The organism is Streptomyces sp. NPDC023157, assembly GCF_055560575.1.
This window is the reverse complement of sequence record NZ_JBVHIL010000003.1, coordinates 279,106-295,820: the sequence shown is the minus strand read 5'-3', so window position 1 is coordinate 295,820 and position 16,715 is coordinate 279,106. Positions and strand designations below refer to the sequence as shown.

At 73.5% G+C, this 16,715-nt stretch carries 14 protein-coding genes; 5 read left to right on the top strand and 9 right to left on the bottom strand.

Annotated features, from left to right (window positions below; all coding sequences use genetic code 11):
* Positions 1–14: 14 nt before the first annotated feature.
* Positions 15–1,436, bottom strand: coding sequence for an FAD-dependent oxidoreductase (locus ACZ3ZE_RS12540; RefSeq protein WP_467258863.1), 1,422 nt, complete (start codon positions 1,434–1,436; stop codon positions 15–17).
* A complete protein-coding gene (locus ACZ3ZE_RS12535; protein WP_467258861.1) occupies positions 1,433–2,899 on the bottom strand; it encodes an FGGY family carbohydrate kinase in 1,467 nt (488 codons plus the stop codon). Before ACZ3ZE_RS12535 ends, ACZ3ZE_RS12540 begins: the two co-directional genes overlap by 4 nt.
* Positions 2,900–3,206: 307 nt before the next feature.
* Between ACZ3ZE_RS12535 and ACZ3ZE_RS12530 the strand changes: the two genes are divergently transcribed.
* Positions 3,207–4,202, top strand: a complete 996-nt coding sequence (locus ACZ3ZE_RS12530) for a hypothetical protein (RefSeq protein ID WP_361179154.1) — start codon at positions 3,207–3,209, stop codon at positions 4,200–4,202.
* A gap of 70 nt (positions 4,203–4,272) precedes the next feature.
* A complete protein-coding gene (locus ACZ3ZE_RS12525; RefSeq protein WP_361179152.1) occupies positions 4,273–5,805 on the top strand; it encodes an amino acid permease in 1,533 nt (510 codons plus the stop codon).
* A 57-nt stretch (positions 5,806–5,862) separates the two neighbouring features.
* Here ACZ3ZE_RS12525 and ACZ3ZE_RS12520 read toward each other — a convergent pair whose 3' ends face one another.
* Entirely contained in the window at positions 5,863–6,630 is a 768-nt protein-coding gene (locus ACZ3ZE_RS12520; RefSeq protein WP_361179150.1) for a GntR family transcriptional regulator, read from the bottom strand.
* 202 nt (positions 6,631–6,832) lie between these two features.
* Here ACZ3ZE_RS12520 and ACZ3ZE_RS12515 point away from each other — a divergent pair, with 202 nt between their 5' ends.
* Positions 6,833–8,170, top strand: a complete 1,338-nt coding sequence (locus ACZ3ZE_RS12515; RefSeq protein WP_467258858.1) for a DUF2252 domain-containing protein — start codon at positions 6,833–6,835, stop codon at positions 8,168–8,170.
* Between the two features lie 38 nt (positions 8,171–8,208).
* Here the strand turns inward: ACZ3ZE_RS12515 and ACZ3ZE_RS12510 are convergent, their stop codons facing one another.
* Together ACZ3ZE_RS12510 and ACZ3ZE_RS12505 are read right to left on the bottom strand one after the other, a co-directional pair.
* On the bottom strand, positions 8,209–8,898 hold the full coding sequence (locus tag ACZ3ZE_RS12510; RefSeq protein WP_467258855.1) for a response regulator: 690 nt from the start codon (positions 8,896–8,898) through the stop codon (positions 8,209–8,211).
* Positions 8,895–9,515 carry a sensor histidine kinase gene (locus tag ACZ3ZE_RS12505; RefSeq protein WP_467258852.1) on the bottom strand — a complete coding sequence of 207 codons (621 nt, stop codon included), beginning with the start codon at positions 9,513–9,515 and terminating at the stop codon, positions 8,895–8,897. The genes ACZ3ZE_RS12510 and ACZ3ZE_RS12505 overlap by 4 nt, the downstream gene beginning before the upstream one ends.
* A 113-nt stretch (positions 9,516–9,628) precedes the next feature.
* On the opposite strand from ACZ3ZE_RS12505, the gene ACZ3ZE_RS12500 reads away from it, so the two are divergent.
* Positions 9,629–10,714 (top strand): alpha/beta hydrolase family protein, encoded by a 1,086-nt coding sequence (locus ACZ3ZE_RS12500; RefSeq protein ID WP_467258849.1) that lies wholly within the window; start codon positions 9,629–9,631, stop codon positions 10,712–10,714.
* Between the two features lie 158 nt (positions 10,715–10,872).
* Here ACZ3ZE_RS12500 and ACZ3ZE_RS12495 read toward each other — a convergent pair whose 3' ends face one another.
* Positions 10,873–11,649: a TetR/AcrR family transcriptional regulator gene (locus tag ACZ3ZE_RS12495; protein ID WP_361179139.1), complete on the bottom strand. Its 777-nt coding sequence runs from the start codon at positions 11,647–11,649 to the stop codon at positions 10,873–10,875.
* 101 nt (positions 11,650–11,750) lie between these two features.
* Here ACZ3ZE_RS12495 and ACZ3ZE_RS12490 point away from each other — a divergent pair, with 101 nt between their 5' ends.
* Positions 11,751–12,158 (top strand): VOC family protein, encoded by a 408-nt coding sequence (locus ACZ3ZE_RS12490; protein WP_361179137.1) that lies wholly within the window; start codon positions 11,751–11,753, stop codon positions 12,156–12,158.
* Between the two features lie 160 nt (positions 12,159–12,318).
* Here ACZ3ZE_RS12490 and ACZ3ZE_RS12485 read toward each other — a convergent pair whose 3' ends face one another.
* From ACZ3ZE_RS12485 to ACZ3ZE_RS12475, 3 genes are all read right to left on the bottom strand, one after another.
* Positions 12,319–13,722 (bottom strand): NAD(P)/FAD-dependent oxidoreductase, encoded by a 1,404-nt coding sequence (locus tag ACZ3ZE_RS12485; protein WP_361179135.1) that lies wholly within the window; start codon positions 13,720–13,722, stop codon positions 12,319–12,321.
* A 103-nt stretch (positions 13,723–13,825) separates the two neighbouring features.
* On the bottom strand, positions 13,826–14,377 hold the full coding sequence (locus ACZ3ZE_RS12480) for a PadR family transcriptional regulator (protein WP_361179133.1): 552 nt from the start codon (positions 14,375–14,377) through the stop codon (positions 13,826–13,828).
* 31 nt (positions 14,378–14,408) lie between these two features.
* On the bottom strand, positions 14,409–16,454 hold the full coding sequence (locus ACZ3ZE_RS12475; protein ID WP_467258846.1) for an oxidoreductase: 2,046 nt from the start codon (positions 16,452–16,454) through the stop codon (positions 14,409–14,411).
* Positions 16,455–16,715 lie beyond the last annotated feature (261 nt).

Sequence of the window (16,715 nt, the reverse complement as noted above, 5' to 3'; positions counted from 1 at the left end):
CACACCCCCACCTCTCACCGCGCACCCTCCTCGAACAGCGCCCGCACCGTCGCCCCGCAGGAGAAGCCCTGGCAGCGTCCGGCCCGTGCGCGGGTCCTGCGGCGCAGGCCGTCGAGGGAGGCGGGTGGCACCGTCGAGGCGAGGGCGTCGCGGATCTCGCCGCGGGTGACCCGCTCGCAGTGGCAGACGATCTCGCCGTACGCGGGGTCGCGGGCGATGCGGGCGGCGTCGCGGTACGGGCGGGGGAAGGCCTCGCCGAGGTTCGGCATCGACACCGGGGCGAGGGGGCGCTCGGGCCCGAGCTCCAGGCCCGCGTCGGCGAGCAGCTCCACGGTGTGCCGGCCGAGGGCGAGGGAGGCGGTGAGTCCGGTGGAGCGGATCCCGCCGACGGTGACGTACCGCAGTTCGGGGTGGGCGGCGATCCGGTAGTCCTCGGCGCCGGTGGCGGCCCGCAGTCCGGCGTACACGGCGGTGACCTCCTCGTCGAGGAGCGGCGGCAGGATCCGGCGCCCCTGGGCGCGCAGCGCGGCGAGCCCCTCGGCGGTGGAGCCGGTGGCCGTCTTGTCGTCGAGGTCCTCGGCGGTCGGGCCGAGCATGACGTTGCCGTAGACGGTCGGCGCGATGAGCACGCCCTTGCCGAGGGCGCCGGGTACGGGCAGCAGGATGTGCCGGACGAGCCCGCGCGCGAACTTGTCGAAGACGAGGAGCTGCCCGCGCCGCGGGGTGACGGTGAAGTCGTACCGCCCGACCAGCGCGTCGAACGCGTCGGCGTACAGGCCGCAGGCGTTGACCAGGTAGCGGGTACGCAGGACGCCGCGGCGGGTGATCAGCCGGTGCGGGGTCCCGGGGCCGCCGGGCCGCACCTTCGCCACGGGGCAGTCGAGATGCAGGTCGACCCCGGAGCGTACGGCCTGGGTGGCGTAGGCGAGCGGGGTGGTCCAGGGGCAGATGACCGACTCGTCGGGCACGGCCAGCGCGCCGAGCGCTCCGGGGCCCAAGTGGGGTTCGAGGGAGCGGAGTTCGGGCGCCTCGACGAAGCGGGTGCCGTGGTGGCCGTTGCGGGCGGCCTTGGCCGCGAGCCGGGGGAGCGCGGCGAGCTGCTCCTCGTCCCAGGCGACCAGGAGCGCGCCGACGGGCTCGACGGGGATGCCGGTCTCCCGGGCGTACGCGGCGAGCAGCCGGCCGCCCTCGCGGACGAGCCGGGCCTCCAGGGAGCCGGGGACGGCGTCGAACCCGGTATGCAGGATCGCCGTGTTGGCCTTGGAACTCCCCTCGCCGATGTCGCCGGACGCCTCCACGAGGGCGACGCGCAGCGAACGGCGGGCCAGCTCGCGGGCGATGGCGCAGCCCACCACGCCCGCGCCGACCACGGTGACGTCGTACGCGGTGCCGGGGGCCGAGGTGTCCGGCAGGGCCCCGCGCCGGGTGACGCTCACGCGGCGGACCCGCCGTTCGCGGCTCCGGGCGCCTCGTCGGCCAGCAGTCGCGCGACCGCCGTACGGAAGCGGTCCAGGCGCTCCGCGGCCTCGGCGGGCGTGATCCGCGGCTCGTACACGGCGGACGGCTTCCACTCCGGGACGGCCTCGTGGACGCCGAGTCCGGGGGAGTGGCCGAGCCGGGCGACCGCCGCCACGCCGAGCGCGGTGGCGTCGGGGAGCGCGGAGACCTCGACGGGCCGCTGGAGGAGGTCGGCCTGCGTCTGCATGAGCAGCGCGGACCGGGTGAGGCCGCCGTCCACCCGCAGTGTGGTGAGCGGCGCGCCCAGGTCGGCCGCCGCCGCGCCGGCGAGCTCCACCACCTGGGCGGCGATCCCCTCGCACAGCGCCCGGACCAGGTGGCCGGGGCCGGTGTCCAGGCCGAGCCCGGTGAGCGAGCCGCGCACCTCGCCCCGCCACCAGGGGGCGGCGAGCCCGGCGAGCGCCGGGACGAAGGTGACGCCGCCCGCGTCGGGGACGGCGTCACCGACGGTGTCGAGCTCGGCCGCGCCGGCGATCACCCCGAGGCCGGTCAGCCATCGGACGGCGGAGGCGGCCGTGAACACCTGCCCGTCGAGGCAGTAGCTGGTCCGGTCCCGCAGCCGCCAGGCGACGCAGGAGACCAGGCCGGAGTCGCCGCGGCGCGGCACGTGCCCGGTCTGGGCGAGCAGGAACGCCCCGGTGCCGTAGGTGCACTTGGCGGCGCCGGGCTCGGTCACGTCCTGGGCGAGGAGTGCCGCCTGCTGGTCGACGAGGAGCCCGGTCAGCGGGAGCGGCGGGCCGAAGGCGGTGGTGGTGCCGACCGGGGTGTCGCAGTCCACGACACGCGGCAGTCGCTCCGCGCCGAGACCGAAGACGTCGAGCGCGGGCTCGGACCAGGCGGCGGTGTCGAGGTCGAGCAGTCCGGTGCGGCCCGCGGTGGCGGCGTCGGTGACGAAGGCGCCCGTGAGCCGGTGCACGAGCCAGGCGTCGCTCGTGGTGACGACCCCGGCGCCGGTGAGGCTGCGGCGGATCCAGGCCATCTTGGGAGCGGCGAAGTACGGATCGAGCGGCAGACCGGTGATACGTTTCAACTCGGCTTCGTGCGGGGCGAGTTCGGTGCACAGCTCGGTGGCTCTGCGGTCCTGCCAGACGAGGGCGTCGGTGAGGGGCACGCCGGTCGCCGGGTCCCAGGCGAGCACCGTCTCGCCCTGGTTGGCGAGGCCCACCGCCACGACGGGTTCCCCGGCCGCGGCGAGCGCCGCCCGTCCGGCCGTGACCACGGAGTCGTACAGCTCACGGGGGTCGACCTCGACCAGACCGCCCGGGAGGGCGCGCGGGTGCACCGGGGCGAATCCGCTCCCGATCACCCCGCGTTCGGGGCAGACGACGAGGGCCTTGGTGCCCGACGTGCCCTGGTCGACGGCGAGTACCGGGCCCGTCATGCGCGCGACTCCCTGCTGCTGTGCGGTGGGTGGAGGTCCTTGATCGTGGAACCGGTCAGCCTGATGCAGCGGAGGCGTGGCGTCAAGGCTTCGGCGGCGAACCCGTCAGTTTCCGAAACATCGCTGACATCAAGTCAAATTCAGTCGCTGGCCGGATAGTTACGGTCACAGATGAAAGTGGACCGGTCACGTCCAGCGACCTCTATAGTGATCGCCGATCACCGGCCGGGATGGCCACGGGGACTGACCACCCCCTCCGCTCACCTCACCGAGGAACCATGTCGCCCACCCCCCGCGCGGCCGCCTGATGGCCGCGCAAGGCTTCCGGCCCGTCTACCACCCGGCGGGTCACGACCATGCCCTGCGGGGCGCCGTCCAGGACCTGCGGACCGGCCGCTGGGTGGCCATGGCCCGGCTCCTCGACGAGACGACCGGCTGGCCCGCCTGGACCCGGCGCACCCAGGTGCTCGCCGCCGTCGCCGCCGGCACCGACGTGGTCGCCACCTGGCGGACGGAGCAGCCCGACTCCATCGCCGCCGCCGTCATGCACTCCCGCGTCGCCGTCGAGCGCGCCGTCCGCGCCCACCGCGCCGGCCACCCCCGTACCCGGGAACTGTGGCAGGAGGCCTGGACCGCCTGCCGGGAGGCCGTGGAGCGCGCCCCGGCCGACCCCGTGCCCTGGGTGTGCCGGCTCGCCCTGTCCGTACTCGACGCCCGGCAGAGCATGGAGGAGCACCGGCTCCAGCCGCCCGCCCCCATGCTGCCTCCGGGGCCCTGGGGACTGCTCAACGAGGCTGAGAAGCGCGACCCGTACAACCGCGAGGCGCACCACCGGATGCTCCAGTTCCTCTACGCCCGCAGGAAGGGACCGCTCTCCGAGGCGGTCAACTACGCCCAGTGGGCCTCCTCCTCGGCCCCGGTCGGCTCCGCGCTGCACGCCCTGCCGCTGTACGTGCGCGTCGAGCGCTACCGCCGCGACCGGGGCCACGAGCGCGCCCTCGACCTGCACTGGGTCGCCGAGGACGCGGTCCGCGACGCCCGCCGCGCCATGGACTCCTGGTTCCTCTTCTGCGCCACCGAGGAAGCCAGCCTGCTCGACCTCAACCACCTGGCCCACGCCCTGTACGGCGCCCTCAAGTTCGCCGACGCGACCCGGGTGTTCGAGACCCTCGGCCCGTACTGGACCCCGCAGCCCTGGGCGTACCGCACCGCCGTCCCCGACGAACGCGGCCCCGCCGAGGAGGTCTTCCTCCGGGCGCGGGCCCGCTGCCTCGGCGCCCCGGAGTCCCGGCCGGGCCCCTGACCGGCCGCCCCGCATCACCCACCACACTCCCCCCCACATCCCCCGAACACCCCCGTCCCCGGAGGAACGCATGTCCCGCACCGCCCCCACCGACGCGATACGCAAGCCACCCCCGGTCAAGGACGACGAGGAGGCACGGCTCAGAGAACTCGGCTACCAGCCGGTCCTCGCCCGCCGGATGGGCGGCTTCGGCAACTTCGCCATCAGCTTCTCGGTCATCTCCGTCCTCTCCGGCTGCATGACCCTCTACGGCTTCGGCCTGGGCACCGGCGGCCCCGCCGTCATGCTCTGGGGCTGGGCGGGCGTCGGGCTCTTCGTGCTGTGCGTCGGCCTCGCCCTCGCCGAGGTCACCAGCGCCTACCCCACCTCGGGCGCGCTCTACTACATGGCCGACCGGCTCGGCGGGCGCCGCTGGGGCTGGTACACCGGCTGGCTCAACCTCCTCGGCCTGCTCGGCGCCATCGCCGGCATCGACTACGGCGCCGCCCTGTTCACCGGCGCCTTCCTCAACCTCCAGTGGGGCATCGTCCCCACCTCCGGGTCGACGTTCCTGATCTTCCTGGCGATCCTGCTGCTCCACGCCGTCCTCAACCTCTACGGCGTCCGCCTGGTCAGCGTGCTCAACTCGATCAGCGTCTGGTGGCACCTCGGCGGCGTCGCCGTCATCGTGGGCGCGCTCGCCCTCGTCCCCGACCACCACCAGTCCGCCTCGTTCGTCTTCACCCAGTTCGTGAACGACACCGGCTGGACCAACCCGCTCTACGTCGCCGCGATCGGCCTGCTCCTCGCCCAGTACACCTTCTCCGGGTACGACGCCTCCGCCCACCTCTCGGAGGAGACCGCGAACGCCTCGGTGACCGCCGCCAAGGGCATCGTCCGCTCCATCTGGGCCTCCTGGATCGCCGGCTTCGCCCTCCTCGCCGGGCTCACCTTCGCCATCCAGGACTACGCGGGCACGCAGAACAGCGCCACCGGCGTGCCGCCCGCCCAGATCCTCCTGGACTCCCTCGGTGCCGGCGGCGCCAAGGCCCTGCTGCTCGTCGTGATCGTGGCCCAGCTCTTCTGCGGCAACGCCGAGGTCGCCGCCGCCAGCCGCATGGTCTTCGCCTTCAGCCGCGACAACGCCCTGCCGGGTTCCGGGATCTGGCGCCGCGTCAGCAGCCGCACCCAGACCCCGGTGCCGGCCGTCTGGCTCTCCGTCGCGGTGGCCGCGCTGCTCGCCCTGCCCTCGCTGTACTCCGCCACCGCGTACGGGGCCGTGACCGCCATCAACGTCATCGGCATCACCCCCGCCTACGCCATCCCGATCTACCTGCGGCTGCGGGCCGGCCGGAACTTCGTCCCCGGCCCCTGGAGCCTGGGCCGCTGGAGCAGGCCGATCGGCTGGATCGCGGTGATCTGGGTGGCCTGCGTGACCGTCCTCTTCTGCCTGCCGCAGAAGTCCCCGGTGACGGTCGACAGCATGAACTACGCCGTGATCGCGCTCGCCGTCGTGCTCGTCCTCGCCAGCGTCTGGTGGTACGTCGCCCGCCGCTCGTACGGCACGCCCTCGACGTACGGCAACGCGCGTGAGGAGGCGGAGATCGCCGAGGGCATCGTCTGAGCCCCCTCCGGACGGCGGGCCGCCCCGGTCGGGTGCGGGGCGGCCCGTACCCGGCCGTCAGCCGCTGAACTCGTAGGTCCAGGAGCCCGTCCGGGCCGCGACATCGATGTCCGTGACCTCGAGAGCGTGCCCGTGCTGGTCGCTCACGACCCGGTGGACGCTCAGCCGGGCCGCGCCGTCGGCCGCCCGGTCCGCCGGGTGGCCCGCCGGATCCTGGGGCACCCCGACCGACTCCCGGTGGGTGGTGCGCAGCCCCGCGTGGTGCATCCAGTGGTAGAGCAGCCGCAGGTCGGGCTGCTGCCGGTAGCCCTCGGCGCCGCGCCGGTAGCGGCCCAGCTGCGGGATCTCCGTCAGGGCGGGCCGGGAGAACCAGGACACCGACCGCTGCAGCGAGACCCCGGAGGGTGCGAGCACCGCGTGCCGGTGCACCAGCGTCGGCTCCCCGGGTGCGAGCGAGAGCCGCGCGGCGAGCGCGACCGGCGGGGCCTCCCAGGCCAGCGCGGCGCGCACCAGGGCGTCGGCCGCCCGGGGGCCGCCCGGGAAGGAGCGCCGCGGCGCCGTCGGCGACGGGCCGCGCTGGTCGTGCTCGGCGGCGAAGGTGCCCCGTCGGTCGGTGACCACGAGCCGCTCGTCCCGCAGCAGCTGGAGCGCGCCGCGGACGGTCTGCCGGTTGACGTGGAAGCGGTGGGCGAGGTGGCGCTCGGACGGCAGCCGGCTGCCGGGGGAGATGCGCCGCTGGATGAGGTCGTCCCGCAGCACTGCGGCGACCCGGAGGTAGAGCGGAAGAGCCGCCCTCGGTCCGGGCTCGGGAACGGGCTCGGCCATGTCACGGACCCTCTCTGTCATGCATGGTTCAACCATTGCGCGGTGTGACCACCTGAACCGTGTGGGTGAGCAATACCTATCATTGGTCTAAACCATTCGGGAAGTCCGTTCGCCGAGAGTGGCCGAATCGGGCGGTCCGATCTGTAATGGATCGCAACGGATCAGCAGAGGCCGCGGCGGTGGAAGAAGTGGGTGAGGCCGGATGACGACACCCTCAGAACGGGCCGAGAGAGGGCGGGCGGCACGCAAGCGCGTCCCCCGCTCCTCGCACGGGCGCTGGATACCCTCCTCGCAGCGCCCTGACCCGCTGGGCGTCCTGGAACGCCAGTCCGTCGACCGGGTCCCCGAACTCGTCCCGATCCGCTACGGCCGCATGGCCGTGTCCCCCTTCGCCTTCCTGCGCGGCGCGGCCGCCGTCATGGCCGCCGACCTCTCCGCCCAGCGGCACACCGGACTGACCGTCCAGCTCTGCGGCGACGCCCACCTGCTCAACTTCGGCGTGTACGCCTCACCCGAACGGACGCTCCTGTTCGACGTCAACGACTTCGACGAGACGCTGCCCGGCCCCTTCGAATGGGACGTCAAACGACTCGCCGCCTCCATCGCCGTCGCCGCCCTCCAGAACGGCACCACCAAGGCCAAGGCCCACCGCGCCGCCCAGGTCTCCGCCGAGGGCTACCGCACCGCCATGCGCCGCCTCGCCGGCCTCAACGAACTCGACGTCTGGTACGAGCGGATCTCCGCCGAGGACGTGGCCGGACTCATCCGGGGCGCCGACCGCAAGCGCCTGGAGAGCCGGCTCGCCCGCGCCCGGCGCCGCACCAGCCTCCAGGCCTTCGGCAAGCTCACCGAGAAGGACGCCACCGGCCGGCACATCGTCGAGGACCCGCCGCTCCTCGAAAGGGTCACGGACGTCGACCGGGTCACCATCGGAAAGATCTTCAGCGACTACCGCAGCTCGCTCTCCGAGGAACGCCGGCTGCTCCTCGACCGCTTCCGCTTCATCGACGCCGCCCGCAAGGTCGTCGGCGTCGGCAGCGTCGGCACCCGCTGCTTCATCCTGCTCCTGGAGGGCCGCGACGACACCGACCCGCTCTTCCTCCAGATCAAGGAGGCCGTCCCGTCCGTCCTGGAGGAGTACCTCACCCCCAGCGTCTTCACCCACCAGGGCCGCCGGGTGGTCTGCGGCCAGCGGCTCACCCAGGCCGCCAGCGACATCTTCCTCGGCTGGATGACCGGACCCGAACAACGCCACTTCTACTGGCGCCAGTTGCGCGACATGAAGGGATCGGCCGAGGTCGAGACCATGTCCCCGGCCATGCTCCGCGCATACGCCCGCCTCTGCGGCTGGGCCCTCGCCCGCGCCCACGCCCGCTCCGGCGACCGCATCGCCATCGCCGCGTACCTCGGCTCCTCCGACGTGTTCGACCGGGGCATCGCCGACTTCGCCCTGCGCTACGCGGCGCAGAACGCCGACGACTACGCGGCGCTGAGCGCGGGCGTCGCGGCGGGCGTGGTGACGGCGGCGCCTGGGGTGTGAACGTCCCCTTCGGGCCCACCATCCCGGACGGTGAGGCGTCAGCCGGTGGACGGGAGGTTCTCACCCGGGGTGACCAGGCCCGTCTCATAGGCGATGACGACCAGTTGGGCCCGGTCATGGGCGTGGAGCTTGGCCAGCAGCCGCCGCACATGTGTCTTGACGGTCGCGACGCTCAGCCCCAGATGCTCGGCGATCACGAGGTTGGGCAGGCCCCGGGCCACCAAGCGGAGAACCTCCCGTTCCCGTGGAGTCACGCCCGCCAGCTCCCGGGCGAGTCGCGGCCGCGGCTCGTGGCGACCGGCGAACTCGCGGATCAGACGGCGGGTGACCGCGGGCGCGAGCAGGGCGTCGCCGGCCGCGACCACCCGCAGGGCCGTCAGCAGATCGGCGGGGAGGATGTCCTTCAGGAGGAATCCGCTGGCCCCGCCGCGGAGTGCCGCGTACACGTACTCGTCCAGGTCGAACGTGGTGAGGACCAGTACACGGGTGCCGACGGCGTCCGGGTCGGCGCGGATGCGCCGGGTGGCCTCCAGACCGTCCGTGCCCGGCATCCGGATGTCCATCAGCACGACGTCGGGCCGCAGCCGCAGGGCGAGTTCGACGGCCTGCTCGCCGCTGGCGGCCTCGCCCGCGACGGTGAGGTCCGGCACGCTGTCGATCAGCAGGCGAAAGCCCGCCCGCAGCAGCGCCTGGTCATCGGCGATGAGAACCCGGACCGGCCGGTTCACCGCGCTGTCCCCAGCCCGCAGGGCAGCCGAGCGTGCACGCGGAAACCGCCCGTCGCCAGGGGGCCGGCGGAGAGGGTGCCGCCGCACATGGCCGCCCGCTCCCGCATCCCGATGAGTCCGTGCCCGCCGCCGGGACGCCGGGGCGGGAGCCGGGAGGGTGCGTCGTTGACGACCTCGATCTCGACCGCTCCGGGAGCCGTCCGGGGCAGGTTCACCCGGCAGTCCGCCGATCCCGCGTGCTTGACGACGTTGGTGAGGGCTTCCTGAACGATCCGGTAGACCGCCAGTTCCACCCCCGGGGGGAGCGGTGGATGAGGGTCGACGGACAGTTGCACGCGCGGGCCCGCGCCGTCCGCGAGCGCGGGCAGGTCCGCCAGACCGGGCGCGGACCCCAACTCGGCTTCGTCGGTGGGTGATCGCAGGACGCCGAGCATGCGGCGCATCTCGGTGAGCGCCGTCCGGCCCGCTGTCCCGACCAGTGCGAGGGTCTGCTCGGCCTCCTGCGGGTTGCTGGAGGCCACCGCACGGGCCACCTCGGCGCGCACCGCGATGACGGTCAGATGATGGGCCACCACGTCGTGGAGCTCCCGGGCGATCCGCAGGCGTTCGTCCGTCACGGCCTGCCGGGCGGCGAGTTCCGCGTACGTCCTCGTGCGCCGGACTGGCCGCCGCCATGATCCCGGGTCCGCTCGCGCCGTCGGCCGCCGCGCGACCCCGGCAGCCGGAACCCGTGCGGTTCCAGCTGCCCGCCCCGAACGGACCGTACCCGGTGGGCACGATCGCGCTGCACCTGGCCGACACCGCCCGGCCGGACCCCTGGGTGCCCTCCCGCCCCTGCCGTGAGCTGATGATCAGCATCTGGTACCCCGCCCGTGGCTGCGCGGCCCGCCCCACCGTTCCCTGGATGCCTCCGACGGCGGCCGACCGCTACCTGAGCCTCCTCGGCCTGCCTGCCGGCCGGGTGCGACTGGGAGGCACCCACGGCCACGAGGGCGCTCCCGTCGGCGGCCCACCAGGCCCCCTGCCCGTCGTGCTCTACTCGCCCGGCGCCGACGCGTCACGGGCGTTCGGCACCGGCATCGTGGAAGACCTCGCCAGTCACGGCTTCGTGGTGGTCACCGTCGACCACACCTACGACGCGGCGGCGGTCGCCTTCCCCGGTGGACGCGTCGAGACGAATCCGCTGGGCGGGATCAGCGACTACGCCAAGGCCCTCGCGGTCCGTACCGCCGACATCCGCTTCGTCATGGACCGGCTCGCCGTCCTGCGCTCGGGCGGCCACCCCGGCATCTGCCGCACTCCGCTGCCCACCGGCCTGCGCGGGGCGCTCGACCTGCGGCGCGTCGGGATGCTCGGCCACTCCCTGGGCGGCGCCACCACCGCCGCGACGATGCTCACCGACGGGCGGATCACGGCGGGGGCGAGCCTGGACGGAGGCGCGGCGGGCCCGGTGGTGGACGCCGGGCTCGACCGTCCGTTCCTGGTCGTGGACACCCCGGGCAAGGGCGGCATGGAGAGCAACCCCGCCCTGCGCGCGTTCTGGTCGCGTCTGCGCGGCTGGCGCCTGCATCTGACCGTACGGGGAGCCGCGCACCAGTCGTTCGGCGACGATGTGCTGATCCTGCCGCTGATCGCCCCTCTCCTGGGCATGTCACCGGCCGATCTGGAGGAAGAGGTCGGGACGATTCCCAGGCACCGGGCACAGGCGTTCCAACGTGCCTACCCGCGAGCCTTCTTCGACCTTCACCTCCGCGACCGGGGGCGGCTGCTCGACGGTCCCTCCCCCGACTTCCCCGAGGTCGACTACGCCCGGTGAACGCCCCCGCGCCGGTCTCGCCCGGCTGGGCTCCGAGGCAAGACGCCGGGGCGTGCACCGGGCGGGGTCCAGCGAGGGAGGGCCGTCGGCGTCCTCGGCGTCCTCGGCTCCGCAGGGAGGATCGCGAACCGGCCGGCGCAGGCAAGCCTTCCTCTGCCCTACCGCCGCTCCGCCTCGCCCGCTTGCCGATCGGCCCGCCGTTCCAGTCCTTCCAGCACGCACTGGAGCCCGAAGGCCCACACCGCGTCCGGGTCGTAGGCGCCGGCGGCCTCGCCGACCCGCCCGGCGAGCGGATAGCGGTCGGCGTCGATCAGCTGGGCGAGTAGCGGCCCGGCCTCGGCCCACCAGTCGTCGTCGCTCTGCCGGCTGTTCAGCTCGGCCGCGTCGGCGGCCGCCCGGGCGGTGGAGTGGACGAAGCCCAGGAGGTGGGTGAGGGCGGTGTCCCGTTCGGCGTCGGGCAGGCCGATGCCCTCGAAGGCCGCCAGCTCGTGCTCGTACTTGCCGATCACGCCGGGGCCCAGGGGCGGGCGGGTGACGGACATCTCGGCGATCCAGGGGTGGCGCACCAGCAGGGCCCGGTTGTCCCGGGCGACCCGGGTGACCCGGTCCCGCCACGGCTCGTCCGGGCCGAACGGCGTCAGCTCCATCCGCCCGTACACATCGTCCAGCATGAGGTCGAGCAGTTCGGCCTTGCCCGGGACGTACGTGTAGACGGTCATCGGCGTCACCCCGAGCCGCTGGGCCAGGGCGCGCATGGTCAGGGCGTCCAGGCCTTCCGCGTCGGCCAGTTCGACCGCCGCGCCGACCACCGCGTCGACGGTCAGCCCTTGGCGGGGGCCGCGCCGCCCGGTCGGCGGCTCCGGTGCGCCGGCCGCGCGCCACAGCAACTCCAGCGTGCGGACGGGGTCCCCACCCCCGCTGCGGTTCTTCGGCACAGCCCCTCCAGCCCTTCGGAATTGTTGGGCCATAACTTTATACGTAGTACAGAGTACACTGTACAGAGAAAGCTCGAGAGCCGCCCCCAGCGAGGAGTCCCGTGCAGATCACCGACACCGCCATATGCCTGACCGTCGACGACGTCTCCGCCTCCGCTTCGTTCCTGACCAGGCACTTCGGCTACACCGAGGCCATGGCCGCCGACGGCTTCGCCTCGCTGAGGCACCCCGACGCGCCCAATGTGATCTTCCACCGGCGCGGTCTCGAAGTACTCCCCGAGGGCTTCCGCGACCGGCCCGCGGACGGGGTGATCCTCGCCTTCGTCGTGAGCGACCTGCGCAAGGAGTACGAGCGACTGCGCGCCGAAGGGGTCACCATCACCCTGGAGCCGCGCGAGGAGCCCTGGGGCGAGCGGCTGTTCATGGTCGCCGACCCCAATGGGGTCGCCATCGAGCTGGTCGAATGGGCCAAGGAGAACGGCAACGAGAGCGCGAACGTGGTCCCGTAGGGCCAGGGACGGTTTTCCCGGGTCAGCCATCTCGGGTCAGCCATCTATAGAAGGTTCTGGCGCCCTACCACGCCTTCGGCCCATGCCTCATGTGCCGGTCGCCGTCCCCTTGCGCCAACCGTGACCATCGCAAGGGGACATCCACTTTCGCGACGGACCCCTAGCGCCCCTCGTCCCCGTGGCGCAGGAGCGGGGGCGAGGCCGGCGTGTGCGGTACCGGGCCGAACAGCACCTCGCGGGCCACCGCCGGTGCGAACACGCCCGTCAGCGGGGCCGTCAGCGTCAGCGCCGCCCGGAACGGCGTACCCACCACCGGGTTGCCCGAGGCGCGTTCCTGTACCCGGCGCATGTACCAGCCCGTCACCCTGTCGGCGACACCCGACCGGCCCGCGTCACCCGTCGCGCCCGGCATCTTCTTGTCGGCACCCGCCGAGATGTCCCACGCCTGCTTCGACGCGTCCAGCAGAGCCCGCTGCACCCGCCGCGTCGTCGGCGTGCGCCGGGAGTCCGCCAGGGCCTCGCGCAGCGCCACCGCCGTGAGCGCCGCGACCGCCATGCCCTGCCCGTAGATCGGGTTGAACGCGCACAACGCGTCGCCCGTCGCGAGGAAACCGGCCGGCCGGCGGCCCGGACGGTCGTACCGGCGCCGGATGTTGGACGTCTTCCGGAAGCCGTACACCGGCGACAGCGGCTCCGCCTTCGTGATCCAGTCGCTCACCACCGGGTGCGGCAGCTTCCGCGCGTACTCTTCGAACAGCTTCTCGTCCGTGGGCGGTTCGTCGCCCCGCAGACCCGAGAGCGTGACCAGATGCCGCCCGTCGCCGAGCGGCAGCACCACACCGCCGTACACCTGGCCCGGGTTGGGCACCACGTAGTAGCCGAGGGCATCCGTCGACGGGTCCTCCGCGGGCGCCCGGTAGACCCGCGTGCCGTACGCCAGACCCGTGTCCAGGGTCTCCTCGTGCGGGGCCTCCGCGCCGATCCCCGCCAGCCAGTCCGGCGCCCGGGTCGAACGGCCCGACGCGTCCACCACCAGATCCGCCTCCAGCGCGCGCGGCTCCCTGTCGGCGCCGGCGCCCCGCTCGCGCACCAGCACACCGCGCACCCGCGCCGCGTCCCCCAGCAGTCCCACCGTCTCGGTGCCGTCCACCAGTTCGATCCGGGGATCGGCCAGAACCCGCTGCCGCACCAGCCACTCCAGCTGCGGCCGGGGGCCCGTGTAGAAGTGCGCCGTCGCCTCCGAGCGCACGTACCACTGCCCGTTCTGCCACTGGATCATGTCCCGCGGCACGCCCAGCTTCGGCGCGCCGAGCCCGCCCAGCTCGGCCATGAACCCCGGCAGCAGCTCGTCCAGCGCCCGCTGCCCGCCCTCGATCAGTACATGCAGGTGCCGGCCCTGCGGAACGCCGGGCCGCGCGTCCGGCCCCTCCGGGTAGCGGTCGCGCTCCACGACCGTGACGCGCTCGGCGTGCTCGCTGAGCACCCGCGCGGCCAGCAGCCCCGCGAGACTTCCCCCGATGACCACCGCATGACGTGTCCTGCGGCGACCCAACTCGTCGGCCATGCTCGCCCCTTCGCCTGACTGGTCCCAACTGGTCTGAGCTGACCAGTATCCACCGTGCGCGGAGGCGGGGTGCGGGGGCCGGACAGGATGGCCGACTGTCGGTTCACCGCGCTTCGTCACCCGGAGCGGTCAGCTCCGCCAGCGCGCGGGTCAGCCATTCCACCCAGAAGCGTTCCAGATCGATGCCGCCCCGCAGGACCAGATGCCGCAACCGGTCCGGTTCCGTCGTACGGCGCTCCGGCGGGAAGTCCCTCTCCTCGATCGCCAGATACTCCTCCAACTGGGCCCGGTGCAGACCCAGATGGCGCTCCAGCTCCTCCCGCAGCCCGGTACCGCCCACCACGGCCGCCGCCCGCATCCGCAGCAGCAGCGCCGAACGCAGCGGCTTCGGGTCCTCCGGGGTGTCCACCCAGCCGGCGAGCTCCTCGCGGCCCGCCGGCAGCACCTCGTACTCCTTCTTCTGCCCGCGGGCCGGTACGGCGGAGGGCAGGGCGCGGATGTGCCCCGCCTGCTCCAGCTTTCCCAGCTCGCGGTAGATCTGCTGGTGGGTGGACGACCAGAAATAGCCGATCGACCGGTCGAAGCGGCGCGTCAGTTCGAGGCCCGACGAGGGCTTCTCGAGCAGCGCCGTCAGGATCGCGTGCGGGAGGGACATGCACGCATCCTAGGTTCGGCCGGCCGGGCCCTCACAGCGTGGCCGCGAGCCGCGTGCCCTGGTCGATCGCCCGCTTCGCGTCCAGCTCGGCCGCCACGTCCGCCCCGCCGATCAGATGCGCCGCACGGCCCGCCGCGACCAGCTCCTCGTACAGCCCGCGACGCGGGTCCTGGCCCGTGCACAGCACCACCGTGTCGACGGGCAGGACCTTCGCCTCGCCGTCGATCGTCAGGTGCAGACCCTCGTCGTCGATCCGCGTGTACGACGCGCCCGCCACCATCGTCACGCCCCGGTGCTTCAGCTCCGTGCGGTGGATCCAGCCCGTCGTCTTCCCGAGGCCCGCGCCGACCTTCGTGGTCTTGCGCTGGAGCAGGTGCACCTGGCGCGGCGGGCGGGGCCGCTCCGGGGTGCGCAGACCGCCGCGCGACGCGTACGAGGTGTCGACGCCCCACTGCCGGAAGTACGTCTCCGGGTCCTGGCTCGCGCGCTCGCCGCCGTCCGTGAGGAACTCGGCCACGTCGAAGCCGATGCCGCCCGCGCCCAGGATCGCCACCCGCTCGCCGACCGGCGCGCCGTGACGCAGCACGTCCAGGTAGCCCACCACGCTCGGGTGGTCGACGCCCTCGATCTCGGGCGTACGGGGCGTGACGCCGGTCGCCACGACCACCTCGTCGTACCCCTCCAGGTCCGACGCCCCGACGAACGTGTTCAGGCGGACCTCGACGCCGCGCTCGGCGAGCTGCACCCGGAAGTAGCGCAGGGTCTCGTCGAACTCCTCCTTGCCCGGCACGCGCTTGGCGACGTTCAGCTGGCCGCCGATCTCCCCGGCGCCGTCGAACAGCGTCACCGTGTGGCCGCGCTCCGCGGCCGACACCGCGCAGGCGAGACCCGCCGGGCCCGCGCCGACCACGGCGATCCGCTTGGCGAGGCGGGTGGGGGAGAGGACCAGCTCCGTCTCGTGGCAGGCGCGCGGGTTCACCAGGCAGGAGGTGATCTTCAGGCTGAACGTGTGGTCCAGGCAGGCCTGGTTGCAGCCGATGCAGGTGTTGATGGTCTCCGCGCGGTCCGCCGCCGCCTTCGCCACGAACTCCGGGTCGGCCAGGAACGGGCGGGCCATCGACACCATGTCGGCGCGGCCCTCCGCCAGGATCTCCTCCGCCACCTCGGGCGTGTTGATGCGGTTGCTGGTCACCAGCGGCACCGAGACCGCGCCCATCAGGCGCTTCGTCACCCACGTGTACGCGCCGCGCGGGACCGAGGTCGCGATCGTCGGGATCCGGGCCTCGTGCCAGCCGATGCCCGTGTTGATGATCGTCGCGCCGGCCGCCTCGATCTCCTTGGCGAGCGCGACCACCTCGTCGAGGGTCGAGCCGCCGGGGATCAGGTCCAGCATCGAGAGGCGGTAGACCAGGATGAACTCCGCGCCGACGCGCTCGCGGATGCGGCGCACGATCTCCAGCGGGAAGCGGACCCGGTTCTCGTACGAGCCGCCCCAGCGGTCGGTGCGCTGGTTGGTGGCCGCCGCGATGAACTCGTTGATCAGGTAGCCCTCGGAGCCCATCACCTCGACGCCGTCGTACCCCGCCTCCTTCGCGAGCTCCGCGCAGCGCACGTAGTCCTCGACGGTCTGCTCGACCTCGGCGTCCGTCAGCTCGTTCGGTGCGAACGGGCTGATCGGGGCCTTCAGGGGGCTCGGGGCGACCAGGCCCGGGTGGTACGCGTAGCGGCCGAAGTGGAGGATCTGCATCGCGATCCGGCCGCCCGCCTCGTGCACGGCGTCCGTGATCAGACGGTGCTCGGCGACCTCCTCGGCGGTGGTCAGCTTGGCGCCGCCGTCCCAGGGGCGGCCGGCCTCGTTCGGGGCGATGCCGCCGGTGACGATCAGGCCCACGCCGCCGCGGGCGCGCTCGGCGTAGAACGCGGCCATGCGCTCGAATCCGTGCTCGGCCTCCTCCAGGCCGACGTGCATGGATCCCATGAGCACCCGGTTGGGGAGGGTGGTGAAACCGAGGTCCAGCGGGCTCAGCAGGTGCGGGTACGGGGTGGTGCTCTGCGGCTGGGTCGGGGCCAGGGCCATGGGGGTGCCTCCTCGCGCGGGGTCGTCACGGACTGTTGTAAACGACCGATGGAGGCTTTTGCAACAAGTTGCATAACGGTGGGGGTGGGATGTGCGCGATGCCACAGGGGGGGTGGGGTGGGTCGGGGGCCGTCGTGGGGCTGTTCCCGCCGTGGGACCGCGGGGTGGGGGGGGGGCGGGCGGGGGGGGGGGGGGGGGGGGGGGGGCCGCAGGGGGGGGGGGGGGGTTCGGGGGGGCCCCCCCCCCCCCCCCCCCCCCCCG

Excerpts from the sequence above, each read along its gene's own strand:
- ACZ3ZE_RS12535 (WP_467258861.1), bottom strand. The coding sequence starts at position 2,899 with ATGACGGGCCCGGTACTCGCCGTCGACCAGGGCACGTCGGGCACCAAG.
- ACZ3ZE_RS12530 (WP_361179154.1), top strand. The coding sequence starts at position 3,207 with ATGGCCGCGCAAGGCTTCCGGCCCGTCTACCACCCGGCGGGTCACGAC.
- ACZ3ZE_RS12525 (WP_361179152.1), top strand. The coding sequence starts at position 4,273 with ATGTCCCGCACCGCCCCCACCGACGCGATACGCAAGCCACCCCCGGTC.
- ACZ3ZE_RS12520 (WP_361179150.1), bottom strand. The coding sequence starts at position 6,630 with ATGGCCGAGCCCGTTCCCGAGCCCGGACCGAGGGCGGCTCTTCCGCTC.
- ACZ3ZE_RS12515 (WP_467258858.1), top strand. The coding sequence starts at position 6,833 with ATGACGACACCCTCAGAACGGGCCGAGAGAGGGCGGGCGGCACGCAAG.
- ACZ3ZE_RS12485 (WP_361179135.1), bottom strand. The coding sequence starts at position 13,722 with ATGGCCGACGAGTTGGGTCGCCGCAGGACACGTCATGCGGTGGTCATC.
- ACZ3ZE_RS12480 (WP_361179133.1), bottom strand. The coding sequence starts at position 14,377 with ATGTCCCTCCCGCACGCGATCCTGACGGCGCTGCTCGAGAAGCCCTCG.
- ACZ3ZE_RS12475 (WP_467258846.1), bottom strand. The coding sequence starts at position 16,454 with ATGGCCCTGGCCCCGACCCAGCCGCAGAGCACCACCCCGTACCCGCAC.